General features: G+C 59.3%; 27 protein-coding genes. 16 read left to right on the top strand and 11 right to left on the bottom strand.

What is annotated here, in order from left to right; translation table 11 throughout:
• The first annotated feature begins 10 nt into the window (after positions 1–10).
• The 5 genes from EYC79_RS05025 (at position 11) to EYC79_RS05005 (ending at position 7,222) form a co-directional block, all read left to right on the top strand.
• Complete coding sequence (locus EYC79_RS05025) at positions 11–1,297, top strand: NAD(P)/FAD-dependent oxidoreductase (protein ID WP_130977316.1); 1,287 nt, start codon at positions 11–13, stop codon at positions 1,295–1,297.
• Between the two features lie 156 nt (positions 1,298–1,453).
• Positions 1,454–2,929, top strand: coding sequence for a glucose-6-phosphate dehydrogenase (gene zwf / locus EYC79_RS05020; protein ID WP_062438714.1), 1,476 nt, complete (start codon positions 1,454–1,456; stop codon positions 2,927–2,929).
• Between the two features lie 12 nt (positions 2,930–2,941).
• A complete protein-coding gene (pgl, locus tag EYC79_RS05015; protein ID WP_062599342.1) occupies positions 2,942–3,640 on the top strand; it encodes a 6-phosphogluconolactonase in 699 nt (232 codons plus the stop codon).
• 109 nt (positions 3,641–3,749) lie between these two features.
• On the top strand, positions 3,750–5,567 hold the full coding sequence (gene edd / locus EYC79_RS05010) for a phosphogluconate dehydratase (protein WP_130977315.1): 1,818 nt from the start codon (positions 3,750–3,752) through the stop codon (positions 5,565–5,567).
• 293 nt (positions 5,568–5,860) lie between these two features.
• Positions 5,861–7,222: a metallophosphoesterase gene (locus EYC79_RS05005; RefSeq protein ID WP_130977314.1), complete on the top strand. Its 1,362-nt coding sequence runs from the start codon at positions 5,861–5,863 to the stop codon at positions 7,220–7,222.
• Positions 7,223–7,440: 218 nt separating this feature from the next.
• Here EYC79_RS05005 and EYC79_RS05000 read toward each other — a convergent pair whose 3' ends face one another.
• The 5 genes from EYC79_RS05000 to EYC79_RS04980 all read right to left on the bottom strand — a co-directional run bounded on the left by EYC79_RS05000 (position 7,441) and on the right by EYC79_RS04980 (position 13,878).
• A complete protein-coding gene (locus EYC79_RS05000) occupies positions 7,441–8,529 on the bottom strand; it encodes an ABC transporter ATP-binding protein (protein WP_130977313.1) in 1,089 nt (362 codons plus the stop codon).
• A gap of 21 nt (positions 8,530–8,550) precedes the next feature.
• Positions 8,551–10,206 carry a beta-galactosidase BglA gene (gene bglA, locus EYC79_RS04995; protein WP_130977312.1) on the bottom strand — a complete coding sequence of 552 codons (1,656 nt, stop codon included), beginning with the start codon at positions 10,204–10,206 and terminating at the stop codon, positions 8,551–8,553.
• 38 nt (positions 10,207–10,244) lie between these two features.
• Positions 10,245–11,405 carry a carbohydrate ABC transporter permease gene (locus EYC79_RS04990; protein ID WP_111848263.1) on the bottom strand — a complete coding sequence of 387 codons (1,161 nt, stop codon included), beginning with the start codon at positions 11,403–11,405 and terminating at the stop codon, positions 10,245–10,247.
• 1 nt (position 11,406) lies between these two features.
• Complete coding sequence (locus EYC79_RS04985; protein ID WP_111848389.1) at positions 11,407–12,420, bottom strand: carbohydrate ABC transporter permease; 1,014 nt, start codon at positions 12,418–12,420, stop codon at positions 11,407–11,409.
• A gap of 96 nt (positions 12,421–12,516) precedes the next feature.
• Positions 12,517–13,878 carry an ABC transporter substrate-binding protein gene (locus tag EYC79_RS04980; protein ID WP_130977311.1) on the bottom strand — a complete coding sequence of 454 codons (1,362 nt, stop codon included), beginning with the start codon at positions 13,876–13,878 and terminating at the stop codon, positions 12,517–12,519.
• A gap of 274 nt (positions 13,879–14,152) precedes the next feature.
• Here EYC79_RS04980 and EYC79_RS04975 point away from each other — a divergent pair, with 274 nt between their 5' ends.
• Positions 14,153–15,181, top strand: a complete 1,029-nt coding sequence (locus EYC79_RS04975) for a LacI family DNA-binding transcriptional regulator (RefSeq protein ID WP_280956447.1) — start codon at positions 14,153–14,155, stop codon at positions 15,179–15,181.
• Between the two features lie 5 nt (positions 15,182–15,186).
• On the opposite strand, the gene folD is transcribed toward EYC79_RS04975, so the two are convergent.
• Positions 15,187–16,086 carry a bifunctional methylenetetrahydrofolate dehydrogenase/methenyltetrahydrofolate cyclohydrolase FolD gene (folD, locus tag EYC79_RS04970; RefSeq protein WP_130977309.1) on the bottom strand — a complete coding sequence of 300 codons (900 nt, stop codon included), beginning with the start codon at positions 16,084–16,086 and terminating at the stop codon, positions 15,187–15,189.
• A 92-nt stretch (positions 16,087–16,178) separates the two neighbouring features.
• Positions 16,179–17,951 carry a GumC domain-containing protein gene (locus EYC79_RS04965; RefSeq protein ID WP_130977308.1) on the bottom strand — a complete coding sequence of 591 codons (1,773 nt, stop codon included), beginning with the start codon at positions 17,949–17,951 and terminating at the stop codon, positions 16,179–16,181.
• 196 nt (positions 17,952–18,147) lie between these two features.
• Between EYC79_RS04965 and flgB the strand changes: the two genes are divergently transcribed.
• From flgB to fliP, 10 genes are all read left to right on the top strand, one after another.
• Positions 18,148–18,537 (top strand): flagellar basal body rod protein FlgB, encoded by a 390-nt coding sequence (gene flgB, locus EYC79_RS04960; RefSeq protein WP_062426046.1) that lies wholly within the window; start codon positions 18,148–18,150, stop codon positions 18,535–18,537.
• Between the two features lies 1 nt (position 18,538).
• Positions 18,539–18,955 carry a flagellar basal body rod protein FlgC gene (gene flgC / locus EYC79_RS04955; RefSeq protein WP_062426047.1) on the top strand — a complete coding sequence of 139 codons (417 nt, stop codon included), beginning with the start codon at positions 18,539–18,541 and terminating at the stop codon, positions 18,953–18,955.
• A complete protein-coding gene (gene fliE, locus EYC79_RS04950) occupies positions 18,955–19,302 on the top strand; it encodes a flagellar hook-basal body complex protein FliE (RefSeq protein WP_062426048.1) in 348 nt (115 codons plus the stop codon). The genes flgC and fliE overlap by 1 nt, the downstream gene beginning before the upstream one ends.
• Before the next feature lie 18 nt (positions 19,303–19,320).
• Positions 19,321–20,109, top strand: a complete 789-nt coding sequence (gene flgG / locus EYC79_RS04945; protein WP_062426049.1) for a flagellar basal-body rod protein FlgG — start codon at positions 19,321–19,323, stop codon at positions 20,107–20,109.
• 17 nt (positions 20,110–20,126) lie between these two features.
• Entirely contained in the window at positions 20,127–20,615 is a 489-nt protein-coding gene (gene flgA, locus EYC79_RS04940; RefSeq protein WP_082479160.1) for a flagellar basal body P-ring formation chaperone FlgA, read from the top strand.
• Positions 20,612–21,736 (top strand): flagellar basal body P-ring protein FlgI, encoded by a 1,125-nt coding sequence (locus EYC79_RS04935; protein ID WP_113178530.1) that lies wholly within the window; start codon positions 20,612–20,614, stop codon positions 21,734–21,736. Before flgA ends, EYC79_RS04935 begins: the two co-directional genes overlap by 4 nt.
• A complete protein-coding gene (locus EYC79_RS04930) occupies positions 21,733–22,263 on the top strand; it encodes a MotE family protein (protein ID WP_062426052.1) in 531 nt (176 codons plus the stop codon). The genes EYC79_RS04935 and EYC79_RS04930 overlap by 4 nt, the downstream gene beginning before the upstream one ends.
• Complete coding sequence (gene flgH, locus EYC79_RS04925) at positions 22,260–22,985, top strand: flagellar basal body L-ring protein FlgH (RefSeq protein ID WP_062438741.1); 726 nt, start codon at positions 22,260–22,262, stop codon at positions 22,983–22,985. The genes EYC79_RS04930 and flgH overlap by 4 nt, the downstream gene beginning before the upstream one ends.
• 114 nt (positions 22,986–23,099) lie before the next feature.
• Positions 23,100–23,648: a flagellar basal body-associated FliL family protein gene (locus EYC79_RS04920; RefSeq protein WP_113266224.1), complete on the top strand. Its 549-nt coding sequence runs from the start codon at positions 23,100–23,102 to the stop codon at positions 23,646–23,648.
• A complete protein-coding gene (gene fliP, locus EYC79_RS04915) occupies positions 23,645–24,382 on the top strand; it encodes a flagellar type III secretion system pore protein FliP (RefSeq protein ID WP_062426055.1) in 738 nt (245 codons plus the stop codon). Before EYC79_RS04920 ends, fliP begins: the two co-directional genes overlap by 4 nt.
• Positions 24,383–24,665: 283 nt before the next feature.
• Here the strand turns inward: fliP and EYC79_RS04910 are convergent, their stop codons facing one another.
• The 4 genes from EYC79_RS04910 to EYC79_RS04895 are packed head-to-tail and all read right to left on the bottom strand — an operon-like array spanning position 24,666 to position 26,590.
• Positions 24,666–25,199: a hypothetical protein gene (locus EYC79_RS04910; RefSeq protein ID WP_062438749.1), complete on the bottom strand. Its 534-nt coding sequence runs from the start codon at positions 25,197–25,199 to the stop codon at positions 24,666–24,668.
• On the bottom strand, positions 25,196–25,561 hold the full coding sequence (locus EYC79_RS04905) for a hypothetical protein (protein ID WP_062426057.1): 366 nt from the start codon (positions 25,559–25,561) through the stop codon (positions 25,196–25,198). The genes EYC79_RS04910 and EYC79_RS04905 overlap by 4 nt, the downstream gene beginning before the upstream one ends.
• A 23-nt stretch (positions 25,562–25,584) precedes the next feature.
• Positions 25,585–26,139 carry a rod-binding protein gene (locus EYC79_RS04900; RefSeq protein ID WP_062438752.1) on the bottom strand — a complete coding sequence of 185 codons (555 nt, stop codon included), beginning with the start codon at positions 26,137–26,139 and terminating at the stop codon, positions 25,585–25,587.
• 40 nt (positions 26,140–26,179) lie between these two features.
• A complete protein-coding gene (locus tag EYC79_RS04895; protein WP_082447257.1) occupies positions 26,180–26,590 on the bottom strand; it encodes a hypothetical protein in 411 nt (136 codons plus the stop codon).

The following is a 26,590-nucleotide window of genomic DNA, read 5'->3' as shown; positions in this document are numbered from 1 at the left end:
GGTGAGCGATATGGCATGGCAGAGCCCGATAGCGCCGGGCGTTTCATGGTATCAGGAGACTGTTGCGGAGCGTCCGGAGTATCCGACGATGGATGGCTCGCGCACGGTCGATGTCGCCATTATCGGCGGCGGCTTCACCGGCCTTCAGGCGGCCTATAATCTGGCGCGCGCCGGCATTGCCGTCACTCTGATCGAGGCCCATCGGTTTGGCGATGGCGCGTCGGGGCGCAATGGCGGACAGTTCGGCACCGGTCAGCGCGCCTGGCCGGACGAGCTTGAAGAAAAGATCGGCTTTGAGCGCTCCAAGGCGCTGTTCGATCTCGCGGAAAACGCCAAGCACTATGTGCTCGACTTTGCCCGCGACAACCAGATCGACATGGAGTTCCAGCCGGGGCAGTTGAACGTCTCACATAAGCGTGCCTATGAAAAGAGCTATCGTGATAGCGTCGAGGCCATGGTGGGCCGCTACGGCTATGAGGAAATTGCCTTCATGGAGAAGGCAGAAACCGCAGATCGGCTGGGATCGTCGCATTATCATTGCGGCGTGCGCGACACCGGCACCGGTCATATTCACCCCCTGAAACTTCTCGTGGGACTGGCGAAGGCTACGAAAGCGGCGGGTGCCGACATCTTCGAAATGACACCGGCCAAATCTATCCGCCAGTCCGGCGGCAAGACGCTGATCGAAACGCCGTCTGGTACGATCACCGCAACCCGAGTGCTGATTGCGACCAATGCCTATATCGGCAATCTGGAGCCGGTCACCGCGGCGCATGTGATGCCGATCCGCTCCTTCATCGGGGCGACAGCACCGCTCGATCAGTTTCCATCGATCATTCCGGACAAGGAAGCGGTGGCGGATTCACGCTTCGTGGTGCGCTACTTTCGCAAGACGCCGGACAACCGCCTGCTATTCGGCGGGCGGGAAGCCTATACGGCAGACTCGCCACGCGACATTTCCAAGCATATCCGCAAGCAGATTTCGGAAATCTACCCCGCGCTTGCGAATATCGAGATGACCCATGCCTGGGGTGGGTCCGTCGGCATTACGCTGACACGCCAGCCCTTCGTGCGCGACGTCATGCCGGGTGTGCTTTCCATCGGCGGCTATTCCGGACATGGTGTGATGCTCTCCAACTACTGCGGCAAGCTTTACGCCGATATGGTGATCAGTAAGGACAAGGCACTCGATCAGTTCGCTGCGCTCGATGTTCCATCCTTCCCGGGTGGTGCATCGCTGAGGGCGCCACTCCTGTTCCTGGCGCTGACGTGGTATGCATTACGGGACAGGTTTTGAACGCGTCTGCCTTCGCATTGTGCAAAAGCAACGATTGGACACCTGCCGGCATGACGGGCCAGCAGCAAAATTCATTATTATCGTACATCAACTCTGGCATTTTTAAATCGATTAGATTATGGATGCCCCTAACGTGTAGAGATCGAGAGAATCGACATGAGCAGTCAAATTATTCCCGTTGACCCCTTTGATTGCGTCGTCTTTGGCGGCACCGGCGATCTGGCAGAACGCAAGCTTCTGCCCGCCCTTTACCACCGCCAGGTGGAAGGCCAGCTAACCGAACCGACCCGCATCATCGGCGCTTCCCGCTCTGTCATGACGCATGAGGAATACCGGAAGTTTGCGCAGGATGCCCTGAAGGAGCATCTGAAGTCCGGCGAATATGACGAGGAGCAGGTCGCCAAGTTTTGCGCGCGCCTCTTCTACATTCCCGTCGATGCCAAGTCCGACGATGGCTGGGACAAGCTGAAGAAGCTTCTCGATGAAGGCAAGGATCGCATCCGCGCTTTCTATCTTGCCGTCGCACCGGGAATTTTCGGCGACATCGCCTCCAAGATCCGCGATCACAAGCTGATCACCAAATCTACCCGCATTGTGGTGGAAAAGCCGATCGGACGTGACCTCGCCTCAGCGTTGGAGCTGAACGACACGCTTGGTAACGTCTTCAAGGAAGAGCAGATCTTCCGTATCGACCATTATCTCGGCAAGGAAACCGTTCAGAACCTCATGGTTCTGCGCTTTGCCAACGCGCTCTTTGAACCGCTGTGGAATTCCACCCATATCGACCACGTGCAGATCACCGTAGCGGAATCCGTCGGGCTCGAAGGTCGTGCAGGTTACTATGACAAGGCGGGCGCGCTTCGCGATATGGTGCAGAACCATATTCTTCAGCTGCTTTGCCTCGTTGCAATGGAGCCTCCCTCCTCGATGAACGCCGAAGCGGTGCGTGACGAGAAGCTGAAGGTTCTGCGCTCGCTGAAACCCATCACGCAAGCCAATGTCGAGAAGAACACCGTGCGTGGACAATACCGCGCCGGCGCCTCGGCAGGCGGAGCGGTCAAGGGTTATCTGGAAGAGCTGGAAGGCGGCGTTTCCAACACGGAAACCTTCGTCGCCCTTAAGGCGGAAATCGGCAACTGGCGCTGGGCGGGCGTACCTTTCTACATCCGCACCGGCAAGCGGCTTGCAACCCGCGTTTCGGAAATCGTCGTCACCTTCAAGCAGATCCCGCATTCGATCTTCGACGATACGGCCGGCAAGATCGAAGCCAACAAGCTGGTGATCCGTCTGCAGCCGGACGAAGGCGTCAAGCAGTCGCTGCTCATCAAGGATCCGGGCCCGGGCGGCATGCGCCTGCGTCAGGTGTCGCTTGATATGAGCTTTGCCCAAGCCTTCAACGTGCGCAATCCAGATGCCTATGAGCGTCTCTTGATGGACACAATCCGCTCGAACCAGACGCTCTTCATGCGTCGCGACGAAGTGGAAGCGGCATGGAACTGGGTCGATCCGATCCTGAAAAGCTGGGAAGCGGTGGGACAGGGCGTGCAGGGTTACACCTCAGGCACCTGGGGACCGAGCGGCGCAATCGCGCTGATCGAGCGCGACGGTCGTACCTGGCATGAAGCCGACTAAAGGAAGATGCGGATGGAACCCAACATGCACATCTTCAAGGACGGTCCGGAGCTGGCCGAAAAGCTCGCAGGCGATGTTGCTGCGCATCTGAAAGCGGCCATCGAAGAACGCGGGGCGGCCAGCATGGCCGTCTCCGGTGGCTCTACACCAAAACTGTTCTTCCAGACGCTTTCCAAGCATCAGCTGGAATGGCCGCGCGTCAGCATCACGCTGGTCGATGAACGTTTCGTGCCGCCGGATAATGACCGCTCCAACCACAAGCTGGTCGCCGAGAACCTTTTGCAGAACGAAGCGAAGGCGGCCTATTTCGTGCCGCTTTATCAGTCTGCCGCCTCACCTGACGATGCGGCAACGCTGGCAACCGCAAGAACCGCCGATATCTGCGACCCGTTCGACATCGTCATTCTGGGCATGGGGACCGACGGACATACCGCCTCCTTCTTCCCCGGCGGCGACAATCTCGAGGAAGCGCTCGATCTCGATGAGCCGCGCACCGTGCTGACCATGGCGGCGGAAAATGCCGGTGAGGAGAGACTGACCTTCAACCTTGCGGCGCTTCACGACGCCCGTTTCCTGGTGCTGCACATCGAAGGTGCGGCGAAAAAGGAGACGCTGGAGAAAGCACAGTCCGATCTCGATGAGGACGAAATGCCGATCCGCTCCGTGCTGAACCGTGCGGATTCGACGGTGAATATCTACTGGGCGCCATAACGTCCCGCATTCATGCGGCGGCGGTGCCCGGCATTTGAATGAAACATGATCCTCGGCCCGGCCTCCCAAGCCTGGGGCCGACGCTCAACAGAAGGACAGGATGAAGCCCATGGCTGCCGACTCACGCGTTCAGGACATTACCGCCCGCATCGTTGAACGTTCGAAACCCTATCGCGAAATCTATCTCGAGCGGCTGCGGCTGCAGATCTCCAAGGGCGTTCACCGCTCCACCCTGTCCTGTGGCAACCTCGCCCACGGCTTTGCCGTCTGTTCCCCCGCCGACAAGGACATCCTTGCCGGCGATCGAATTCCCAATCTTGGCATCATCACCGCCTATAACGACATGCTTTCCGCCCACCAGCCTTACGAGGTCTTTCCGCAGATCATTCGCGATGCGGCAAAAGAGGCAGGTGGCATTGCGCAGGTGGCGGGTGCAGTGCCTGCGATGTGCGACGGCGTCACGCAGGGCCAGCCCGGCATGGAACTTTCGCTGTTTTCCCGCGACGCGATCGCCATGGCGGCCGGTATCGGCCTGTCACACAATATGTTCGATGCTGCCGTCTATCTCGGTGTCTGCGACAAGATCGTGCCCGGTCTGGTGATCGCAGCACTCACCTTCGGCCATCTGCCAGCCGTCTTCATTCCGGCCGGACCGATGACGACCGGTCTGCCAAACGACGAGAAGTCGCGCATTCGCCAGCTTTATGCGGAAGGCAAGGTCGGCCGTGCGGAACTGCTGGAGGCCGAGTCAAAGTCCTATCACGGTCCTGGGACCTGCACTTTCTACGGCACCGCCAATTCCAACCAGATGCTGATGGAGATCATGGGCTTCCATATGCCCGGCTCCTCCTTCATCAATCCGAACACGCCGCTGCGCGATGCGCTGACCAAGGAAGCCGTAAAGCGGGCGCTGGCGATCACCGCACAGGGCAACGAATTTACCCCTGCCGGCGAGATGATCGACGAGCGCTCCGTGGTCAACGGCGTAGTCGGCCTGCATGCGACAGGCGGTTCCACCAACCACACCATGCATCTGATTGCCATGGCACGCGCCGCCGGGATCATTCTGACCTGGCAGGATATCTCCGACCTTTCCGACATCGTGCCACTTCTCGCCCGCGTCTATCCGAACGGTCTTGCCGATGTGAACCACTTCCATGCGGCGGGGGGCATGGGCTTCCTCATCAAGCAGCTCTTGAAACAGGGCTTCGTGCATGATGATGTGCGCACCGTCTTCGGTCACGGGCTTGAGGCCTATACGATCGATGCCAAGCTTGGCGAAAACGGCTCCATCCAGCGTGAAGCAGCGCCCGAAGAGAGCCACGATCCGAAGGTTCTCTCGCGCATCGAAACACCATTCCAGCCAACCGGCGGGCTGAAGATGCTGACCGGCAATCTCGGCAAATCGGTCATCAAGATTTCCGCGGTGAAGCCAGAGCGTCACATCATCGAAGCCCCTGCCATAGTCTTCCACGACCAGCAGGAACTGCAGGATGCCTTCAAGGATGGCAAGCTGAACCGCGACTTCATCGCGGTCGTGCGCTTCCAGGGACCAAAGGCCAATGGCATGCCGGAACTGCACCGCCTCACCCCGCCGCTCGGCGTGCTGCAGGACCGCGGTTTCAAGGTTGCGCTCGTTACCGATGGCCGTATGTCTGGCGCTTCGGGCAAGGTGCCCGCCGCCATTCACGTCACGCCGGAAGCCTCCGATTGCGGGCCGATCTCGCTCATTCGCGATGGCGACATCATCCGTCTCGATGCGGTCTCAGGCACGCTCGAGGTTCTGGTGTCGGCAGCGGAGTTGTCCAAGCGCGAACCGGCGCGGGCCGATCTCTCCGCCAATGAGTGGGGCATGGGCCGCGAGCTTTTCGCGCCGTTCCGTCGCAATGCCGGAACCGCAGACCAGGGCGCCAGCGTCTTCCATTGATCTGCCCAATGGCGGTCCGGTTGGGGCATCCGCCATGCCCGACAAAACCGGCGCGAAACTCGAGACCGAGTTTCGCAAAAGCACCCTGCGTGGCTTGAAAGAGAGAGCGTCCTTCTGGCGTCCGAAAGGACGAAGGGCGCTCCAGCACCATGCCTTGACATCTCCTCCCCTTTTCTCCCCTATTGACGTGAAGGCTAGCGCCTCTGCTGTCATGCGGCTGTGATGATCGCCCTATAGGGCCTGTGCAGCCAGCCGCGGGGGCGGTGGCGCAGTCTGAAGTGACGGGGCCAAGTATGACGATTTTCTCACGCACACGCCGCAATTTGCTGAAGCTCATGGCCGGAACTGCCATGTTGCCGCTGCTGCGTTTTCCGGCAGTTGCCGACCAACAGGCTCCGCTGCGCGCCATCGTCATTTCCGACCTGCACTCCGCCTATGAGCGCATGGGCCAGCTTCTGGCAGCCATCGAGACGCGCATTTCCGCGGACAAAAGCCCTCACATCATTCTCCTGAATGGCGACCTGTTCGAGAGCGGCAATACGGTCGCGATGCGGTCGCAAGGCGAGATCGAGTGGAGCTTCCTCGCAGCCCTTGCCAAGCTCGGTCCTACCGTCGTGAATATCGGCAACCACGAGCCGGATATCGACAGCGACCTCGCTCATTTCGTTAGCCGCGCTGAAGGGCTTGGAATCACAGTCCTTTCCAACATCATCGACAAGCGGAGCGGTGCGCCTTACGCCCCGTCGAGCAAGACATTCGAGATTGGTGGACAAAAGGTCATCGTGGCCGGGCTCGCCACCAACGCCATCAACACCTATCCGAAGGCGACGCGCGAGGCGCTGACCATTCCCCAGCCCGTGGAATGGGCAAAGGCCAACCTTTCCGAGATCGTCAAGCCCGATGCGATCAACATCGTGATGAGCCATGCCGGTGTGGTGGCGGACCGCGACATCCTTCCTCTGCTACCAGACGGAACGCTTGTGGTGGGTGGTCACGACCACCTGAACTTCGTGCATGAAGCCGGTGCCACACGCTATGTCCATACCGGCTCTTGGGGCACGTCGATGGCGGTTGCTAGCATTCCAGGCCCCGGCCAGGCCGCAACCATAGAAACGGCGGCGATCGATCGCAGTGCGAAGCCCTCCCCGGCGCTGGGCACGCTGATCGAAAAGACGCTCGCTCAGCATCTGACACCGGAGGAACGGGAAACCGTCGCCAAAACGGCGAAGGCCTTGACAGTCGATGAGGCGGGACGCCGGGTGGCCGAGCTTATTGCCGCAAAGGCCGGTGCGGATGTCGGCTTCATCGGCCATACCTCTTTCGGTGCTGGGTTGCCGAAGGGGGATATCCGCCGCTACGATTTCAACGCGTGCCTGCGCTTCGAGGGCAAGTTGATGGTCACCGAGGTCGATGGTGAGGTGCTGAAGCAGGTTCTCAGCCGCTGCAATCAGGATGGCGATATTCCACTGGCCAAACGCACCGGCGACTATCTCTATGCGATGCCGGACAATCCTGCGGCGAAAGACCGTTACAAGCTTGTCTGTAACGACTGGTCGGCCACCAATCAGAAATCCTATTTCGGCCGTGACGATCTGACCTTCAGCGAAGTGCCCGATGTGAAGTTGAAGCAGACGGTTCTTACGGGGCTCAGCTGACCGCCGGCGAGCGTTACAGCATCGACCCGAAAGTCGGATCGATTTTCGGAAAGCACGATGCGTCTATCAAAGAAGATAGAGCGTTTTTTGTGCGTCCAAAGGACGCTCTAAGAGACACGTAGAGAGTGAGCGCAACTCAAGCGGCCTCGCGGCAACTGGATTGCTCCCACCCTTTTTCGCATGTCCCGATGGTCTGAGCTGCAACCACGCCAGCTGAGTTAGCGGCGATAGGTTTTCCCCAGCGCGTCGAAAAGGTGAAGCTTTTCCGGTGGCGCGGAGAAGCGCAGCGTCTGACCCTTCTTCACCGGTGCAATGCCTGGGATTTTGACGATGACCGGCTCCTCACCCGCGGGTGCCTCCAGATAGAGCAGCGTCACTTCACCGAGCGCCTCGACGATCGACACCTTGCCCTCGAACAGATAATCGTCGCCGTCGGCGATGAACAAGTCTTCCGGACGCACGCCAAAGGACGCTGCCTTGCCTTCTTCGCCCGATGGCGTCGGAATATGCACGGCCAGTGTCTTGCCGCCCGCAAGATCGAGCGTGGTTATTTCGCCGGACGCCTTCACTGTGCCTGCGATGATGTTCATGGCCGGGGAGCCGATGAAGCGGGCAACGAAGAGGTTAGCGGGGTTCTCGTAAAGCTCCAGCGGTTCGCCCACCTGCTCGACGCGGCCGCCATTCAATACCACGATGCGGTCAGCCAATGTCATAGCCTCCACCTGATCGTGCGTCACGTAGATCATGGTGGTATCGGCCATCTTCTCGCTGAGCTTGGCAATCTCGATGCGGGTCGCGACGCGCAAGGCCGCGTCGAGGTTTGATAGCGGCTCGTCGAAGAGGAAGACCTTGGGGTTACGGCAGATGGCGCGGCCGATCGCGACGCGCTGGCGCTGACCGCCAGAGAGCGCCTTCGGCAGGCGTTCGAGGTATTGGGTGAGCTGCAGGATTTCGGCAGCAGCGCGAACGCGGCGGTCGATTTCCTGCTTGCTTTCCTTGGCGATCTTCATGCCAAAGGCCATGTTGTCGTAGACCGTCATATGCGGATAAAGCGCGTAGGACTGGAAGACCATGGCGATGCCGCGCCGTGATGGCGGGATTTCGTTGACCAACTGGCCGTCGATATACATTTCACCGCCGGTGATCTCTTCCAGACCGGCAATCATACGCAAAAGCGTTGACTTGCCGCAGCCAGAGGGGCCGACGAAGACGATGAATTCGCCCTGCTTGATATCGAGGTCGATCCCGTGCAGGACCTTCACCTCACCGTAGGATTTACGGATGCCCTTGAGAATTAGGCCAGTCATGCGGTGCTCCTCCCTATGGTATTACGCGTGGCGGGCGAAAAACGCGCCCCATGCCGGAAGTTCTACGGTTGTGCCATTCCGTTCAGCCGAAAAGCCATGGCCTTCCAGCTCGTTCCACTCGCCATCCGGCAGCTTTGCCGGTGCTGGCACTGCCGAGAGGTTGAAGAGGCAAAGAACGGTTTCGTTGCCGAGTGTGCGGGTGTAGCTCAAGACGGTCGCGTCCGCGTCCTGGAACTCGATCTTGCCCTTGGCGAAAGCCGGGTGCTGCTTGCGGAAGGCGAGGAAGCGACGGTAGTGCTCCAGAACGGACGCCTCGTTGCCCTGCTGGGCGCTGACCGCGCGCTTCTTGTGTTCGGCAGGAATGGGAAGCCAGGTCTTATCCGAGGTGGAGAAGCCCGCCTGCGCGTGGCCGGCATCCCAAACCATCGGCGTGCGGCAGCCGTCGCGGCCCTTGAATTCCGGCCAGAACTGAATGCCATAGGGGTCTTGCAAATCTTCAAACGCGATATCTGCTTCCGTCAGGCCAAGCTCCTCGCCCTCATAGATGCAGACAGAGCCACGCTGCGTCATCAACAGAGCCGAAAGCACCTTGGCAAAGGCATCCTTGTCCTCGACCGTCTCACCCCAGCGCGTCCCGTGGCGCACGACGTCGTGGTTGGAGAAAGCCCAGCAGGCCCAGCCTTCAGGTGCGGCTTGAGCGAAGGCTGCCTGAACCTCTGCAACACGGGCGGGGGTCAGCGCATCTGGTGCCAGGAATTCAAACGCATAGCACATCTGCATCTTGTCATCGCCGGATGTATATTCGCCGACGATTTCAAGACCCCGCTGGCTGTCACCGACTTCGCCGACGGCGGCGATATCCGGGAACTCATCCAGTACGGCACGGAAGCGCTTGAGGAATTCCAGGTTTTCCGGACGGTTCTTGTCGTAGATATGTTCCTGGAAGTTGTAGGGGTTTACGGCAGGCGCGGTTGAGGCGTTGCGGCGTTCCGGCGCCAGTGCCGGGTTGTCGCGCAGTTCCTTGTCGTGGAAGTAGAAATTGATCGTGTCGAGACGGAAGCCATCGACGCCGCGCTTCAGCCAGAAGCGGGTAATGTTGAGCAGCTCTTCCTGCACTTCCGGATTATGCAGGTTTAGATCCGGCTGCGAGGTCAGGAAGTTGTGCATGTAATATTGCATGCGGGTCGGGTCCCACTGCCAACCGGAACCGCCGAAGATCGAGAGCCAGTTGTTGGGCGGCGTGCCATCCGGCTTGCCATCGCTCCACACATACCAGTCGGCGCGCGGGTTGCTGCGGCTGGAGCGGCTCTCAACGAACCATGGGTGCTGGTCGGAGGTGTGCGACAGAACCAGATCGATCATCACCCGGATACCCAGGCGATGGGCTTCTGCAATCAGACCGTCGAAATCGGCGAGCGTTCCGAACATCGGATCGACATCGACATAGTTCGACACGTCGTAGCCGAAGTCCCTCATGGGAGAGGTGAAGAAGGGCGAAATCCAGATTGCATCCGCGCCGAGATTGGCGATGTGCTCAAGCCTGGAGGTGATACCCTTCAGATCGCCGATGCCATCGCCGTTGGAGTCCTGATAGGAGCGCGGATAGATCTGATAGATCACGGCACCGCGCCACCAATCCTTGTCCGGAGTAAGGGCGGAAGAAACGGTCGCGGTCATGGTAGTGTCCTGTTGATTGAAAGCATTCATGGGTTCGATCAGCCTCCCTTGACGGAGCCGGCCAAGAGGCCGCGCACAAGGTAGCGTTGGAGCGCGAAGAAGACGCAAAGCGGCACGATAATGGTGACGAAGGCCGACGCGGTGAGAATTTCCCAGTTGCCGCCGCGAGAGCCGAGCAGCGCGTTCAATGCGCCGGTCAGCACCAGCTCATCCTTCTGTGTGCCGAGGAAGACCATGGCGACGAGAAGGTCGTTCCACGTCCACAGGAATTGGAAGATGGCGAAGGAGGCAAGCGCCGGGAAGGAAAGCGGCAGCACGATCTTGACGAAAATCTCGAAATCGCTGGCGCCATCGACACGGGCGCTCTCGATGATTTCCTTCGGCAGCCCGGAGATATAGTTGCGCAGCAGATAGATGGCGAGCGGCAGACCGAAGGCGGTGTGCGCCAGCCAGATCCCGGCATAGGTCTTGGACGGTATGCCGAAGATGTTGCCGATGGAGTTATAGAGTTGCAGCAAAGGAATGAGCGACATCTGCAACGGCACGACGATCAGGCCAACCACCAGTGCAATCATCAAGGATCGACCGCTGAAGCGCATCCATGAGAGCGCGTAGGCAGCGAAAGCGGCAATCAGGATCGGAATGATCGTTGCGGGGATGGCAACCGTCAGCGAATTGACGAAGGACTGGCCGATGCCTTCGGAGAGGAGAACGGTGCGGTAATTGTCGAGCGTGAAGATCGGTGGCGTGGAAACCACGACATAGACGCGTTTTGCGCGCGATCCTTCGAAGCTGGCATTCTTGCTATATTGATAGCTGCCGTCCTCGTTGAGCTGAAGCGTTTCGCCATCACCGAGATCGGCGGACGTCCCGGCCTTGAAGGCTGCCGGTTCCTGAACGCGCACGCCGTAGGCCGAAACATGGCCGCTTTTGCCTTCACCGAAGACATTGCCGGCAATGACGAAGCGATCGCCCTGCTGGGTCTGTGTCGATGGATCGCCAAGGCGCAGCGCCTGCGTCTGGTTGGAGCTGGAGAAGGCCGTCCACCAGCCGGAAACGACGATCTGGTCCTTGTCTCGCAGCGAGCTGACGAGAATGCCGAGCGTCGGCAGAAGCCAGAGCAGAACGATGAAGAGGACGCTGGCGTGAACGATGAGGCGGGGCAGGCCAATACGGCGCAGACGGGTTGCGATGTTCATATCAACGGCCCTCCATCTCGCGGTTCGCCTGGCGGATGTTCCAGATCATGATCGGTGTGACGGCCGCCATGATGACGAGCGCAATGACCGCACTTCGCCCGCTATCGCCACCGCCACGGAACATCCAGTCGAACATGAGGTTGGCGAGGACCATGGTGTTCCACTGGCCATTGGTCATGGTCAGCACGATATCGAAGACCTTGAGGACGAGAATGGTGATGGTGGTCCAGACGACCGCGATGGTCCCCCAGATCTGCGGCACCATGATCTTCCAGAAAATCTGCCAGCCATTGGCGCCATCGATGACCGCCGCCTCGATGGTTTCTTCCGGAATGCCGCGAAGCGCTGCCGACAGAATGACCATGGCAAAGCCCGTCTGGATCCAGATCAGGATCACCATCAGGAAGAAGTTGTTCCAGAAGGGCATGGAAATCCACACCTGCGGATTGCCGCCGAAGAACTCCACCAGCGCATTGAGAAGGCCGATCTGCGTCTGGCCCTCGCCGCGATACTCATAGATGAATTTCCAGATGACGGAGGCGCCGACGAAGGAGATCGCCATCGGCATGAAGACGATGGACTTGGCGATATTGCCCCACCAGATGCGGTCGGTCATGACCGCGATGACCAGGCCCAGAAAGGTGCAAGCGGCGGGGACGACCGCAAGCCAGAGAATGTTGTTGAAGATCGACTGGCGGAAGCCAGCGTCGTAGAAGGCCCAGACGTAGTTGGCAGAGCCGACGTAATTGGCTCCTGTCCGATCGTAGAAAGACAGGATGAAGGTCGCAACGACCGGGTAGACAAGATAGATGGCAAGCAGCAGCAGGGCTGGTCCGACGAAGAGCCAGGGACGAATGGCGGCGCGCCGGTTGAGATTGCGCGACGCATGAATGACATCGCCGTCCCGCACCGGAAAAATAAACTGCAACGCCTTGTCCGACAGCCAGTAATAGGCGGCGCAGGCAAAGACGCCGACAATAACGACACCCAGCGCGGATACGATTTGCGTGATCATCATTCCCTCCCCGATCTTACTTATATTCGGCGCGTTTCCCGCGCCGTTCTTTCGATGACAGCCCGGCAGAGATAACTGCCGGGCTGGATCTGAGAATTACTTCAAGCCGTCCCAGGCCTTCTGGATATCGTTGGCGACCTGCTCGGCAGACTTGCCGCCGACGAAATCGACCATGCCGGTCCAGAACGCGCCAGCGCCGATCTTGCCGGGCATGAGGTCGGAACCGTCGAAGCCGAAGGTGGTGGCCGTCGTCAGAATCTCGCCCTGACGCTTCACCTGATCATTGGCATAGGCGTCCTTGTTGACGCCCTTGAACGGTGTCAGGAAGCCGGATTGCGCCATCCAGACTTCGTGAGCGATCGGCGTCTTCAGGAATTCGACGAGCGCACGCGCAGCCTTGGAATCCTTGGTGATGGTGAAGAGCGTTCCAGCACCCAGAACCGGCTTGCCGAGATCGGCCTTGGAGGCGAAAGTCGGCATGTAGAAGAAGTCGACATCCGTCCCGACCTTCGTTCCCTCGGGGAAGAAGGATGGAATGAAGGAAGCCTGACGGTGCAGGTAGCACTTCGGCGGAATGTCGAAGAGACCCTTCGGGCTGTCGCGGAAGTCTGTCGAGGCGACAGCGGCAACGCCGCCCGAAACATACTTGTCGTTCTTTGCAAACTTGCCGAATTCATCGATGGCGGCGACGACACGCGGATCGTTGAACTTTACCTCGTTCGTCGTCCACTTCTGGTAGACATCGAGCGGCTGCGTGCGCAGCATGAAATCTTCCACCCAATCGGTTGCCGGCCAGCCGGTCGCGCCACCAGAGCCGAGACCAATGCACCATGGCGTGCCGCCATCGGCCACGATCTGGTCGCTGAGCTTGACGAGATCTTCCATGGTTTCCGGTACCTTGTAACCGGCTTCCTCGAAGTTCTCAGGAACGTACCAGACAAGCGACTTCACGTCGGCCTTGAACGGAAAGGCGAAATAGGCCTTGTTGCCGTCCTTGTTCTTGTACATGCCAAGATCGACCCAGGACTGGCCCGCGCCGTAATTTTCTTTCACCCAATTTGCCGTCTCGTCACCGAGCGGAGTGAGAAGTCCCTTGGCGGCGAGGTCAGCCAGAAGGCCCGGCTGCGGCAGGATCGCGACGTTTGGAGGCGAGCCGGCCTGCGTGTCGATGACGATCTGCTGCTCGTAATTTTCCGAAGACGAGTAACGGACATTGACGCCGGTCGCATCGGCGAAATAGGCGAGCACGGACTGGAACAGCGCTTCGTCTTCGCCGCGCCACGGTCCGAAGATCGTCAGCGTCTCGCCCTTCAGGCTGGAATTGGCGGTCTTGAAGGCTTCGTAGCTCTTCCAGTTGAACTTGCTGTCTTCACCCGGCTTGAATTTGAGTTCGGCGGCAAAGGATGCGCCCGACAGAAGCGTGGCTACGGCAACGGTCGTTAAAAATAATTTTTTCATGTGATCTACCTCCCATCACATTAATCGGCTTCGGCGTGTCTTTTCAAAGCGCTTTGGCTGCCTATTCATCTCATTGAGAATTGCTCAGAGTCAAGAGGGTTGATGATCATCCCAAGTTTGGTCCCCTTTTGCTGTGCGGGAGACTGTATTTGCGCTGCAGCAGAGCTTTTTGAATTGTCTAGCGCCTCAACACTTGCTAGCCTTCAAAGCGGTTTGGAGACGGTGGAGGAGCCGTCCCTTTCCAAGGTCCGCGGGCTTGAGCAGCAGAGGGAGGCTGGGCATGAATCTGAAACAACTATCGCAGTTGCTTGGCATCTCTCAGACGACGATCAGCCGCGCCCTGAACGGCTATCCCGAAGTCAATGCCGAGACGCGCCGGAAGATCATCGAGGCGGCGCGCCAGAACGGATATCGACCCAACGCGGCAGCGCAGCGGCTGGCGACCGGCAAGGTCGGCTCCATCGGTCTCGTGATGCCCACGGGTGCAGAACATCAATCCGACGTTCACTTCGGGGAATTCCTCAACGGGCTTGGGGAGGTCTCGGCAAGAAACGGGTTTCACCTCGTTATCATGCCGACCGATCCGCGTGACGAGGACGAAGCGTTGCGGGATCTCGCCGCCAATGGCACGGTCGACGGTATCTATCTCGCCTATATGAAAAAGAACGATCGTCGCATCGCGATGATGAAGAGTCTGTCGATCCCTTTCATGGTGCACGGCCGCTCCTGGGGGATCGAGCCGGACTATCCCTATCTCGATGTCGACAATGAGGGCGCCTTTCATGACGCCGCATCGCTGCTGCTCCAACTCGGCCATGAAAATATCGCGCTGATCAATGGGCCGGAGGGTTACGACTTTACATTCCGTCGCTACCGCGGTGTGGAAGCGGCATTGGCCGCTCAGGGCCATTCACTTGATCCTGACAAGGTCAGCCACAGCGTGATGACCGACGAAGCCGGGTTCTTGATGATGGAGCGGCTGCTTGACCAGCCGCAACAGCCGACCGCCGTTCTCTGTGCCTCCACCGCACTTGCGCTCGGCGCCATCCGCTCGCTCAACCAGCGGGGCCTGCGCCCCGGGCGGGATATTTCCCTCATCGCCCATGACGACGTGCTGCCACTCTTGAAGCCGGTGAACTTTTCCGTGCCGCTGACCACGACACGGTCTTCGCTTCGAGCAGCAGGCATGCGCGTTGCCGAACGGCTGATTGCCCAGATCAAGACCGGGCAAAACGAGCCGTTTCACGAGTTGTGGAAAGCGGAACTGGTGGTGCGCGCCTCCACCGGCCCCGCTCCTCGGTAACTGGATTAGAACGTCGGCGCGTCTTTGCCGAGCGCTCTGTGCGCAGCAATCACCGTGTTGGCCATCAGCATAGCAATCGTCATCGGGCCAACGCCGCCCGGGACAGGCGTGATGGCCGCAGCGACCGCACTAGCCTCTTCGAACGCCACATCGCCGACGAGCCTCGACTTGCCCTCGCCCTTCTCGGGTGCGGGAATGCGGTTGATGCCGACATCGATAACGGTCGCGCCGGGCTTGACCCAATCGGCCTTCACCATTTGCGCGCGACCGACCGCGGCAACCAGAATGTCGGCGGATTTGCAGACGGAGGCCAGATCTCTGGTGCGCGAATGCGCCATCGTCACCGTTGCGTTGGCGTTGAGCAGCAATTGACCCATCGGCTTGCCGAACAGGTTGGAACGACCGATTACCACGGCGTTCAGGCCGGACAGATCATCGCCATGGATGCTGCGAACCAGAAGCATGGCACCAGCCGGGGTGCAGGAGAGCAGGCCTGTCTTCAGATCGCCGACAGCGAGCTTTCCGGCATTCAAGACGCTCAGACCATCGACATCCTTTTCCGGCAGAATCGACTGGATGATCGGATCGGAATCGAGGTGTTTTGGAAGCGGTAACTGAACGAGAATGCCGTGGATCGATGCGTCCGCATTCAGGGTCGCGACCAGGGTAGCAAGCTCCTGCTGTGTCGTTTCTTCCGGCAGTGTATGCTGGACGGAGTTGAAACCGCACTGCTTGGCCATCTTGCTCTTGGAGTTCACATAGGCATGGCTTGCAGGATCATCGCCGACGATGACGACAGCGAGACCGGGCTTCTTGCCGGTCTCATTCTCCAGACGCTCAGCCGCGTCTCGCACAGCATCCGTCACGGATGCCGCCTTGGCCTTGCCGTCGATCACAACCACCATATGCCTGCCTCCTGAGAACCCGCAAACCAGCCTTGAGGGGTAAAACCCCTAATGCTGCGCGAAGCTACAGATTGCAAGGGAAAATCAGTGGATCAACCGCGACGCCGCATGTCGTCTTCGACAAAGCCGTTCAATCTTTGCTTGAGCGAAGCGAGTTCCTGTCGAAGCGTTCGTAGCTCGTCCGTTTCGGCCTGCGCATGATCTGCCTTGCCTTCCAGTGCGGCGGCCAGCAAGGGCGGTAGACAGAAGCCATCCTCCTTTTGTGCCGTCTCCGCATACCGGACGCGGTTGGCGAGCAGGACCTGACGGACACGTTCATCGAGCGGGATATCGTTGGCAGGCTCATCGTGGAGATCGTACTCCCAGATATCGTCTTCGGTCACATCGTATCGCTCGCTGGCATAGACGGGCTCGACGTCGTCCTCGACCAGATCATGGAAGATATCCGGCTCGATCTCGAACCGTTCATCATGCGCTTCAGCCTTTGCAGGGGCGGCCTCAAAAGCCGTCTCCGCCTCTATTGCCATTTGAATGGCGGCCCCGACCCGGTCCTGCGTCTCCGTGCGGCGGAAGCTGATGAGGAAGAGCGCGAGTAGTACTCCCACCAGAGCGCCGGCAGCTGCCATCGCGCCAGGTATCATCTGCGGCAGAATACCCTCTTCCTGCAGAACCGCGGGTGATGCGGGTTTGGCGATCGCGGCCGTCACGGTCGGTGCTGCGAAGGGACCGGCCTTTTCGCTTGCCGCCAGATATTCGCGCCGGGCTTTTTCGAGAGCCGTTTCCAGCTTGGCAAGCTCTTCCGGTGCGTTACCCATAGCGCGCAATTGTTCTTCAACGGCGGCTTTCGCGCGGGTCTCAGCGTCAAGCGTGGCGGCAACGTCCTTCAACTCCGCCTTGGCACCGTCCAGCGCACGGCGCAGAGCCGGCATGGCGGCAGATCTTGCGGCATCGACAGCGCCTTGGGCCGCAATGGTGCGCGGGTGTTTCGGTCCGTGATCGACATTGACGTCGTCAAGCGCAAGCTTTGCAGTGGTGTAGTTGTCTCTGACGGGCGCAAGAGCTTCGAAAACGGGAAGCGGCGGCAATGCTTTCGTCAGCACGTCGTCCGTCTTCATCGCCGAGACTTTGGTCACAGCCTGGGCGAGGTCGTGCTCCTTCTCGCCCAAAGCCGCAATCGTTGCGTCCGCCTCATGAAGCGATTGCTGCAGGCCCTGGATACGCGAGACAATATCGTTGCCGTGGCGCATCTGAAATCCGGTCAGTGCGCCTTCCGCCGCGTCGAGCGCGGTGCGTGCTTTCTCTACCGCCTGCAAGGCGGGTTCGGCATGATCGCCGCCCACGCCTTTGACGACCTGGCGAGCAAGATAATCAACGATCCGCTCAGCGGCCTTCGGCGTTGCGGCGGTAACACCGACATCGACGTCCGCCTTCGATGCCGAGGTGATTTTGACGGACTGACGAAGCGCGTCTTCGATGGCGTTGACGGGGGTTGCTTGCTGCACGTCACCCAAGAGCAGGTTCGCCAGCATGGCGAGGCGCCCCTCTTCCACAATGCCCGTAACATCGCCAGCCTTGAGCTTCAGCTCTGAAATGGCAAGCGTCAGAGACACCGGGGACAGTAGGCTCTGCTGCATGGAAGCAGCTAGCCGGCCGGTATCGACTGGGTTCCCCCCTGGGGCTGAAACTCTGACGACGGCATGCGAGACATATCCTGCAGACGGTGATGGAAGGAATGCGGACGGCAGGATAGCACCGGCGGCCCCGAACGCCAGAACGAGAGCCGCGGGAACGACGAACCGCCGCCATCTGCCTGCCGCAGCCTGCTCCGTAACCGAACCGACATATGTTTGCGTATGAAGAGCCATTGCGAACCCGCAGGGATGTAAGAGCCGTCCGTCTGGCGGAAATATCAACGAAATCTAAAGCGCCATGGCAAACAAATGGTTAATGCTACGGCGAATTGTGGAAGTGACGCCCACCAAATGAATGCCCGACCCGCGGGTAAGTCCCGCGCAAGATTGTGGGTCTAGACCGGAGGCAGATTAAACACGGAGAATTGTCATGCAGCCCATTCAGCTGTTTGCGCTGGCCTCCCGGCAGGCCGAGTGGCTCTCAATCCGTCAGGAAGTTGTCGCCACGAACATCGCCAATGCGAGCACGCCGCAGTATCGCGCCAAGGAAGTCGTTCCGTTCGAAACTGAACTGAAGACGGCTGGCATGCAGATGGCGCGCACGAACCCGGCGCATATGGAAATGAGCGTGACCGGCGCTGGCAAGATCGGCCTGAGGGACGCTCCACTGAACAATGAAATCGGTGTTCAGGCATCCGGCAACACCGTTTCGCTTTCAACGGAAATGGCCAAGACCGGCGAAATCAAGCGTCAGTTCGAACTGAACACGCAGCTCGTTCGCACCTTCCACTCAATGATGATGACCGCGGTGGGCAAGTAAGATGGACTCATTATCAACCTCGCTGAAGATCGCAGGCAGCGGAATGGAAGCACAGGCAACGCGCCTGCGCATCGTTTCGGAAAACATCGCCAACTCCCGCACGACAGGCGACGGACCGGGCGCCGACCCCTATCGCCGCAAGACGATTACCTTTGCCAATGAGCTGGATCGCGCGTCGGGGACCAACCTCGTCGAGGTGAAGAAGCTTGGCTACGACCGCTCCAACTTCATCGAGGAATACGACCCGGACAGCCCGGCGGCCGATGAAAAAGGCGTGGTGAAGCTGCCAAACGTCAACATGCTGATCGAGATGGCCGACCTTCGCGAAGCCAACCGCAGCTACGAAGCCAATCTCCAGGTCATCAAGCAGACGCGTGATCTGATTTCCTCAACCATCGACCTATTGAAGGCTCAGTGATGATCGAATCTATCAGCAACATCAAATCGCTGACCAACAACTCCGCAACAGACAGCATCAAGGGCATTGCCAGTGGCCTGACCTCGCTTGCGGGTGCCGCCGTCACCACGGCCACAACCGCGACGGTTGGCCCGACATTCGCCAGCGTTCTTGGCGGCGTTGCGCAGGATGCCGTCGACTCGCTCAAGAACAGCGAAGCCATGTCCTTCGCTGGCATGCAGGGCAAGGCCAATACCCGCGAAGTGGTCGATGCCGTCATGCAGGCCGACCAGACCCTGAGGACCGCTGTTGCGCTCAGAGACAGGCTCGTTTCGGCCTATCTCGATGTCGTTAAAATGCAGATTTGACCCGTGAGGACCTAAGAAATGAGAGCTCTAGCAATCGCAGCAACGGGCATGGATGCCCAGCAGACAAACCTTGAGGTCATCGCGAACAACATCGCGAACATCAACACCACCGGCTTCAAGCGTGGCCGCGCCGAATTTACCGACTTGCTCTACCAGACCGAGCGTGCACAGGGCGTGATGAACCGCGCCAACCAGGCCATGGTGCCGGAAGGCGCCAATATCGGTCTCGGCGTGCAGACGTCTGCCGTGCGCAAGCTGCACATCCAGGGACCTGTGTCCCAGACGGGCAACACGCTCGATCTTGCCATCGTCGGCAAGGGCTGGTTCCGCGTGCAAGGTCCGGACGGCGCGCCGCTTTACACCCGCGCAGGCGCGTTCAACATGGATTCGACCGGCCGTCTGGTGACGACGGATGGCTACCCGGTTCTGCCGGCCATCACCATCCCGACCGACTCGACCGAAACCAAGATCACCGACGACGGCATCGTTTCGGTGCGTATCGGCCAGTCGAACCAGATGACCGAAGTCGGTCAGCTGACGATGAGCAACTTCGCCAACGAAGCGGGTCTGCGTCCGCTCGGTGACAACCTCTTCGCCCAGACGGATGCCTCGGGCGCGGCTGTCGACGGAACGCCTCAGTCGGTTGGCTTCGGCTATCTGAAGCAGAGCTATCTGGAAGGGTCCAACGTCGATTCTGTCAAGGAAATCACCGACATGATTTCCGCCCAGCGTGCGTATGAGATGAACTCCAAGGTCATCACCACCGCCGACCAGATGGCTCAGATCGTCAGTCAGAACCTAAAATAAGTGGAAGGTAGGGTAACATGAAGTTCCGCCCGAAAATCATGCCTGTTCAAGGTTACAAGGTGACGTTTGCGTTGGCACTCGCTTTTGCGATGTGCGCTCCGCACGGTGCCATGTCGCAGCAGAAGTTCGCTGTCGTCCCCACGGTCACGATTCTTTCGGGCGAGATCATCACCCAAGGCCGGGTGACGGAAGTTCCCGTCACCAACCCCAACATCGCTCCCGGCTATTCCCAGTCGATCGAGGAAGTGGTGGGCAAGGTCTCCAAAAGGACACTGGTTGCCGGGCGCACCATCCCGATCGGCGACCTGCGCGACCCTTATGCGGTGGAACGCGGCGCTGCCGTGCGCATCACCTACAACAATAACGGCATGAACCTTTCGGCCTCCGGCGTTGCCATCGAAGACGGCATGGCCGGCGATATCGTTCGCGTGCGCAACAAGGACACCGGCGTGACGGTGAGCGGAACGGCGAAGCTCGACGGGACCGTGGAGGTTTTCCAAAAATGAGTTTTCGTCAGCGTTTTTTCGCCGCGGCAGTTGCGGCAATGGCTTTTCTCGCAGCCGCCCCGGAAGGCTTCGCCCAGACGATGGCGCGCGTGAAAGATATTGCGTCACTGCAGTCAGGGCGTGAAAACCAGTTGATCGGCTATGGTCTTGTCGTCGGCCTGCAGGGGTCAGGCGACAATATGCGTGCCTCGCCCTTTACCGAGCAGTCGATGCGGGCGATGCTGCAAAATCTCGGCATCTCCATGCAGGGCAACCAGACCTCCTCCAAGAATGTCGCGGCCGTCATGGTGACTGCCAACCTGCCGCCTTTCGCAAGCCCCGGCAGCAGGCTGGACGTCAATATCAGTTCGCTAGGCGATGCCTCTTCGCTTCGCGGCGGCACGCTGATCATGACCTCGATGTCCGGTGCCGACGGCCAGATCTACGCTGTTGCTCAAGGCTCCGTCATCGTCTCCGGCTTCAACGCCGGCGGTCAGGCGGCACAGGTGACGGAAGGTGTGACGACGGCCGGTCGCGTCCCAGGCGGCGCGATCATCGAGCGCGAGCTGCCCTCGCAGTTCAAGGATTCCGTTAATCTCGTCCTGCAACTGAGAAACCCGGACTTCTCCACCGCCATTCGCATTGCCGATACGATCAACAACTACGCCCGCACCTCCTACAACGAGCCGATCGCCGAGGCGCGCGATTCTCAGGTCGTCTACATCCAGAAGCCCCGCACAGCCGATCTTACCCGCCTGATGGCAAGCATCGAGAACCTTGCGGTGGAAACCGATACGCCGGCGAAGGTCGTCATCAACGAACGGACCGGCACGATCATCATCGGTGCAGACGTGCGTGTCTCGAGGGTTGCCGTCAGCTACGGTACGCTGACGGTACAGGTCACCGAAATGCCGCAGGTCGTGCAGCCAGCGCCCTTCTCACGCGGACAAACCGCGGTGCAGGAGCAGACCGACATCCAGGCTATGAAGAGCGGTGGCCCGGTTGCTATCCTCGAAGGTCCAAGCCTCCGGTCGCTGGTGGCGGGTCTCAACAATATCGGCGTCAAACCGGACGGCATCATCGCCATCCTCCAAGGCATCAAGTCCGCAGGTGCGCTCCAGGCAGAATTGGTACTACAATGACGATCGCCATTTCCAAGATCTTTACGCCTCAACGCGTGCTTCTCGCACTCTTCGTGGTCGCTGGTTCGCTTCCTTCGGCGCGTGCGCAGGAGCAGGTGCGCGTCACCACCGGCGAGACCAGCGGACAGGAAATCCAGCAGTACTGCACCAACATCGTCGATCAGGCGCGCGACCAGCGCTATCTGATGCAGAAACAGGATCTCGAAAAGCTTCAGGAAGACATCAACGAGCGTGTTGCCATTCTGGAAGCCCGCAAGGCAGAGTATGAAGACTGGCTGCAACGGCGTAACGACTTCCTCAAGCAGGCAGAAACCAACCTCGTCGAAGTCTACAAGACGATGAAGGCGGATGCGGCTGCTCCCCAGCTTCAGGAACTCGATCCGGGAATGGCTGCGGCCATCATCATGAAACTGCCACCGCGCCAATCCGGGCTGATCCTCAGCGAAATGAACGCGAAGAAGGCGGCGACCGTCGCTTCGATCATGGCCAGCGCGACCGATAAAACCACATCAAGAGATCCGTCATGAACAAAGCGCTCATTCTCGCCCTTTCAGCCGCGAGCATCCTCACGGGGTGCCAGAGCGTCACGGAAAACCAGACCCTCAAGGAAATCGGCAACGCGCCGGCAATGAGCCCGATCGGCAGCGGCTTGCAGTTCAACCAGGCACCGCAGCTGGCATCGTATCCGAAGCAGCCGCTTCACGCGGCAAGCGGCTATTCGCTCTGGAGCGACAGCAAGGCGGCGCTCTTCAAGGATTCACGCGCGCTCAATATCGGCGACATTCTGACGGTGAACATCCAGATCAACGACAAGGCGTCGTTCGACAACGAGACCGACCGCAGCCGCAAGAACAACCGAAAGACCGGCTGGAAGGCAGATGCGGAAATCCTTGGCTGGAAGCCGAAGGCGGACTCGTCTTTAAGCTTCGACAATGACAGCGAAGCCAATGGCAAGGGCTCCATCAACCGCGCAGAAAAGCTCACGCTCCTCGTCGCAGCGGTTGTGACCGGCATTCTGGAAAACGGCAACCTGCTGATCAGCGGTTCGCAGGAAGTGCGCGTCAACCACGAGATCCGCATTCTCAATGTCGCGGGTATCGTCCGGCCGCAGGACGTCAATTCCGAGAATACCGTGTCCTACGAGAAGATCGCGGAGGCCCGCATTTCCTACGGCGGTCGCGGACGCATCATGGAAGTGCAGCAGCCACCGGTGGGTCAGCAGGTCGTCGACCTCTTCTCGCCGATCTAAGACGCGCGAGATGCGATGCTAATAAATCGCGGCACGATCTTGCGAGGCGTTCGACATGGCGGATGAGGTTGTCTCGTCCAGCCGGGTACAAATTGAGAAACAGGCAACAGACCTATGACCGACCAGTTGGCACTTGAAGGACCGGCACCGAAGAAGAGCTCGCCTATCCCGGCCATCGGCGCGATCGCAGTGCTGTGTCTTCTGGGTCTTGGCGGCGGCTGGTTCGTCGGCAAGATGCTCTTTGTGCCCGCCCCACCGGCTGCGGCCGCACCGGCCCATGAGGCTCCGGCGGAAGTTGCAGCGACCGGAGAGCATGGCGAAGCACCAAAAGCAGAGGCTCATGGCGAGCCCGCCAAGGATGGCCATGGCGCGCCCGTAGGTCCGAGCCTAGTATCGCTCGATCCAATCATTACCAATCTCGGTTATCCTGCCGAAAATTGGGTAAGGCTTGAACTTGCACTGCAATTTAACGGTCCTTCGGACCCAGCCGTGGTTCAGGAACTCCACCAGGAGCTCATGGCCTACATCAGAACCGTTCCTCTCCAGCAAATTCAGGGCCCGCGTGGCTTTCAATATCTTAGGGATGACCTGAGAGAGATCGTTGACCTCAGGACGAAAGGACGCGTATCCAAGGTTTTATTCAAAACCTTCGTGATAGAATGATTCGCACCCTTATCTGCCTGATTGCTTTCGCCCTGATCCCAGGGATTGCTTTTGCGCAGCAGTCACCGGCAGATTTGTTAAATCTGCCTGTCGACGGCTCCGCCGCGGCATGGATCATTCGTACCTTCGGATTGCTGACGATCCTTTCGATCGCGCCCGGCATCCTGATCATGGTCACGAGCTTTCCCCGCTTCATCATCGCCTTTTCCATTCTTCGGTCCGGTATGGGGCTTGGCACAACGCCATCCAACATGATCCTGACGAGCATGGCGATGTTCATGACGTTCTACGTGATGGCGCCAACCTTCGAGCGCTCGTGGAACGATGGCATCCAGCCGATGATGCAGAACCAGATTACCGAGGCGCAGGCAATCGAGAGGGCAGCCGAACCCTTCCGTACCTTCATGCTTGCCAATACGCGGCCAAAAGATCTTGCCCTTTTCGTCGATCTGGCGAGTGAGCGCGGCCAGGAAACGATGAATGGCACGCAGCCGCAATACCGCATCCTCGTGCCGGCCTTCATGCTGTCTGAAATCCGCCGCGGCTTCGAAATCGGCTTTCTCGTCATCCTGCCCTTCCTTGTCATCGACATGGTGGTGGCAACGATCACGATGGCCATGGGCATGATGATGCTGCCCCCGACCTCGATCTCACTGCCGTTCAAGATATTGTTCTTCGTGCTGATCGATGGCTGGAACCTGCTGGTCGGCTCGCTGGTGCGGTCCTTTTATTGACCCACATCGCGCGAGGTCGAGCCGCCGCAGCTTGGCCGATGCCCGCCACTTCCACTTTTTCATCTGCCCCGGCTGACCGGGCGCTAGAGTCAGCCACCCCCCTTACCATTGATGCGCGATTGCGGCCTCTGCCAATGCGCCCTGGGAAGATGGATTCCGCTCTTTGGGACAAGCGGTCTTAACAAGCTTCGCCCGTGAACGGAGCTTCCGTTACCGGGCGAAATTGAGAAGACGAGAAGGGTTTGCGGAGGGAACCGCGACACGCCCGACCGCTCCACGGCCGTCAATGGGATGGGGTGGCTGCTGCCGCCTTTGGCGGCTCGGGATCGGTGTTGATCACGATCTTCTGCGGCTTGCGGGTGGAGTCCCTGGCGTCCAGGATTTCCTTGGTGATGTAATCCATCTGCTGGATCATCACGTCGCGGACAAGCGGCTTTTCCATACGGGCGTTGATGCCATCCTTGATCTTGGTCTTGAAGCCTGCGACATCGAATTTGCCGACCTCCTTGACGTCGAGGATCTTGTCGCCGACGAGCAGGCCGAAAAGCTCGTCCGTCATATAAGCCGTCATCGGTGCCTTGACGTCCTTCATGATGACGGAGTCGACCAGAAGCGTAGAGCGTATCAGGAAGTAGCCGGCCACCGCGCCATTGGAAAGGACAGGCAGTGTCATGAGATCGCCCTGCACATATTGCGGCGGCGGCGGCGCATCGACCTTGTGATCATCCGCGGGGGGCTGGCCAAACTTGACGGCGGCGAAGACGCCGCCAAGGGTCATGACAAGCACCAGGACCCCTGTGGCAATCAGCTTTATCATTGCGCCTCACGAGCGAACTGTTGCAGCGAATAGGTGCCATCGTCCTCGGCATTCTTCTGCGCGTCCTTCAGCAGTTCAACGACCGCCTTGACGGCCTTCATGCTCGCTTCGACGCGGCGGGTATTGATGGCGAGCTTTTCCTTGATGTCGAGGATCTGCTGGCGATGCACTTCGGCGATCTTCGGGCTTTCGACGTCGCGGATCAGCATGGTGAGTTCGTAGAGGCAACGGCTCTTATGGGCGTTCGACAGTTTGAAATCGAAGTCAGGTTCCTTGCCGATCCTAGCGTTCTCGTTGTCGATGACCGCTTCGAGACGACCGAGCACAGCCTGAATTCTGTAGTCGTTGTTGACAATTTCCATGGTACTTCAGCGCTCCGCCTGACTCAGCTATTGGTTTTTTTGGTTTCGGTGTCGGAGAAGATGCGTCGCTGGAAGTCAGTAACCATGCTCATGGCAATCTTCTTGTCGTCTTCATTAACGGCAGAGACGGGTGCGGCATTGCGCTGGCGCTGCAGCGCCTGCGAATAGACCTGCTCGGCGATGCCGATGCCGCCCTTCTTGGACATCTCGTCGGCCATCTGCTCGGACATCATGCCTTTCCAGAACTCGCCTGCGGAGCCCTTGCCGTAAACCTCTTCGGTATCGGATGGCATCATGTTCTGGATAAACGTGTTGAGAACGCTCGCCTCGAACTTGCGGTAGGTTTCAGGGATCTTTTCGTGATGCTCCGGCCTGTGGATGTTTCCGAGGCCCGCCTTGCTCGCTGGTGTCTCGATACTGTTGATCGCGGACTCAAAGCCGGCATTGCTGGCAGTCAGGACCGAAGCTTCCCGCGTCGCGCTCACCGCGCGCAGCTTTTCACGGGCCGCGGAGACCTGCATCGGGTCGGCCGCATTGACCACATCAAGCACAAGATCGCTTGGAGGAGAAATCGCCACGTCGTCATCCTTTCCGTTTTGACCGGATGACGATAGGCGCCTAACCTTGCTGGAGGCTGGAGGCCTTCATGCTGATCTGCAGATCGATCAGTTCGTAGATGCTGTTGTCGTCACGCACCCTCGCCTCGTCCTCGCGGGCGCTGTCGCGCTTGTCCTCCAGCTTCTCGCCTTTCTTGGTCTCCTTCAGAAGCTGCGTTTCCTGCGCTTCCTGGATGGATTCAAGACGGACATCGCGGGCCATCAGACGGCTATGTCGCATGACGTAATGTTTCAGCATGTCCTGGTGCAGCGGATCATAGGAGGTCAGATAACCGGACAGTGTCTCGATCTTCTCGGCAAGCTCGGCGCGCTCACGCGTGGTGATGGCAAGCTCGTTCTCGACCATCTTCGTCAGATGCCCCTGCACCTTCACCAGCCTGTCGAGTTTCTTGGATTTGGAAAGATCCGCCAT

This window comes from Agrobacterium cavarae (genome assembly GCF_004310285.1).
Classification (GTDB): Bacteria; Pseudomonadota; Alphaproteobacteria; order Rhizobiales; family Rhizobiaceae; genus Agrobacterium; species Agrobacterium cavarae.
Note: the sequence above shows the minus strand (reverse complement) of the source record. Positions and strands in the feature narration are given on the sequence as shown.

What these genes read in the sequence shown, in the direction of transcription:
- EYC79_RS05025 (WP_130977316.1), top strand. Translation starts at nt 11, where the DNA reads ATGGCATGGCAGAGCCCGATAGCGCCGGGCGTTTCATGGTATCAGGAG.
- zwf (WP_062438714.1), top strand. Translation starts at nt 1,454, where the DNA reads ATGAGCAGTCAAATTATTCCCGTTGACCCCTTTGATTGCGTCGTCTTT.
- pgl (WP_062599342.1), top strand. Translation starts at nt 2,942, where the DNA reads ATGGAACCCAACATGCACATCTTCAAGGACGGTCCGGAGCTGGCCGAA.
- edd (WP_130977315.1), top strand. Translation starts at nt 3,750, where the DNA reads ATGGCTGCCGACTCACGCGTTCAGGACATTACCGCCCGCATCGTTGAA.
- EYC79_RS05005 (WP_130977314.1), top strand. Translation starts at nt 5,861, where the DNA reads ATGACGATTTTCTCACGCACACGCCGCAATTTGCTGAAGCTCATGGCC.
- EYC79_RS05000 (WP_130977313.1), bottom strand. Translation starts at nt 8,529, where the DNA reads ATGACTGGCCTAATTCTCAAGGGCATCCGTAAATCCTACGGTGAGGTG.
- bglA (WP_130977312.1), bottom strand. Translation starts at nt 10,206, where the DNA reads ATGACCGCGACCGTTTCTTCCGCCCTTACTCCGGACAAGGATTGGTGG.
- EYC79_RS04990 (WP_111848263.1), bottom strand. Translation starts at nt 11,405, where the DNA reads ATGAACATCGCAACCCGTCTGCGCCGTATTGGCCTGCCCCGCCTCATC.
- EYC79_RS04985 (WP_111848389.1), bottom strand. Translation starts at nt 12,420, where the DNA reads ATGATCACGCAAATCGTATCCGCGCTGGGTGTCGTTATTGTCGGCGTC.
- EYC79_RS04980 (WP_130977311.1), bottom strand. Translation starts at nt 13,878, where the DNA reads ATGAAAAAATTATTTTTAACGACCGTTGCCGTAGCCACGCTTCTGTCG.
- folD (WP_130977309.1), bottom strand. Translation starts at nt 16,086, where the DNA reads ATGGTGGTTGTGATCGACGGCAAGGCCAAGGCGGCATCCGTGACGGAT.
- EYC79_RS04965 (WP_130977308.1), bottom strand. Translation starts at nt 17,951, where the DNA reads ATGGCTCTTCATACGCAAACATATGTCGGTTCGGTTACGGAGCAGGCT.
- flgB (WP_062426046.1), top strand. Translation starts at nt 18,148, where the DNA reads ATGCAGCCCATTCAGCTGTTTGCGCTGGCCTCCCGGCAGGCCGAGTGG.
- flgC (WP_062426047.1), top strand. Translation starts at nt 18,539, where the DNA reads ATGGACTCATTATCAACCTCGCTGAAGATCGCAGGCAGCGGAATGGAA.
- fliE (WP_062426048.1), top strand. Translation starts at nt 18,955, where the DNA reads ATGATCGAATCTATCAGCAACATCAAATCGCTGACCAACAACTCCGCA.
- flgG (WP_062426049.1), top strand. Translation starts at nt 19,321, where the DNA reads ATGAGAGCTCTAGCAATCGCAGCAACGGGCATGGATGCCCAGCAGACA.
- flgA (WP_082479160.1), top strand. Translation starts at nt 20,127, where the DNA reads ATGAAGTTCCGCCCGAAAATCATGCCTGTTCAAGGTTACAAGGTGACG.
- EYC79_RS04935 (WP_113178530.1), top strand. Translation starts at nt 20,612, where the DNA reads ATGAGTTTTCGTCAGCGTTTTTTCGCCGCGGCAGTTGCGGCAATGGCT.
- EYC79_RS04930 (WP_062426052.1), top strand. Translation starts at nt 21,733, where the DNA reads ATGACGATCGCCATTTCCAAGATCTTTACGCCTCAACGCGTGCTTCTC.
- flgH (WP_062438741.1), top strand. Translation starts at nt 22,260, where the DNA reads ATGAACAAAGCGCTCATTCTCGCCCTTTCAGCCGCGAGCATCCTCACG.
- EYC79_RS04920 (WP_113266224.1), top strand. Translation starts at nt 23,100, where the DNA reads ATGACCGACCAGTTGGCACTTGAAGGACCGGCACCGAAGAAGAGCTCG.
- fliP (WP_062426055.1), top strand. Translation starts at nt 23,645, where the DNA reads ATGATTCGCACCCTTATCTGCCTGATTGCTTTCGCCCTGATCCCAGGG.
- EYC79_RS04910 (WP_062438749.1), bottom strand. Translation starts at nt 25,199, where the DNA reads ATGATAAAGCTGATTGCCACAGGGGTCCTGGTGCTTGTCATGACCCTT.
- EYC79_RS04905 (WP_062426057.1), bottom strand. Translation starts at nt 25,561, where the DNA reads ATGGAAATTGTCAACAACGACTACAGAATTCAGGCTGTGCTCGGTCGT.
- EYC79_RS04895 (WP_082447257.1), bottom strand. Translation starts at nt 26,590, where the DNA reads ATGGCGGATCTTTCCAAATCCAAGAAACTCGACAGGCTGGTGAAGGTG.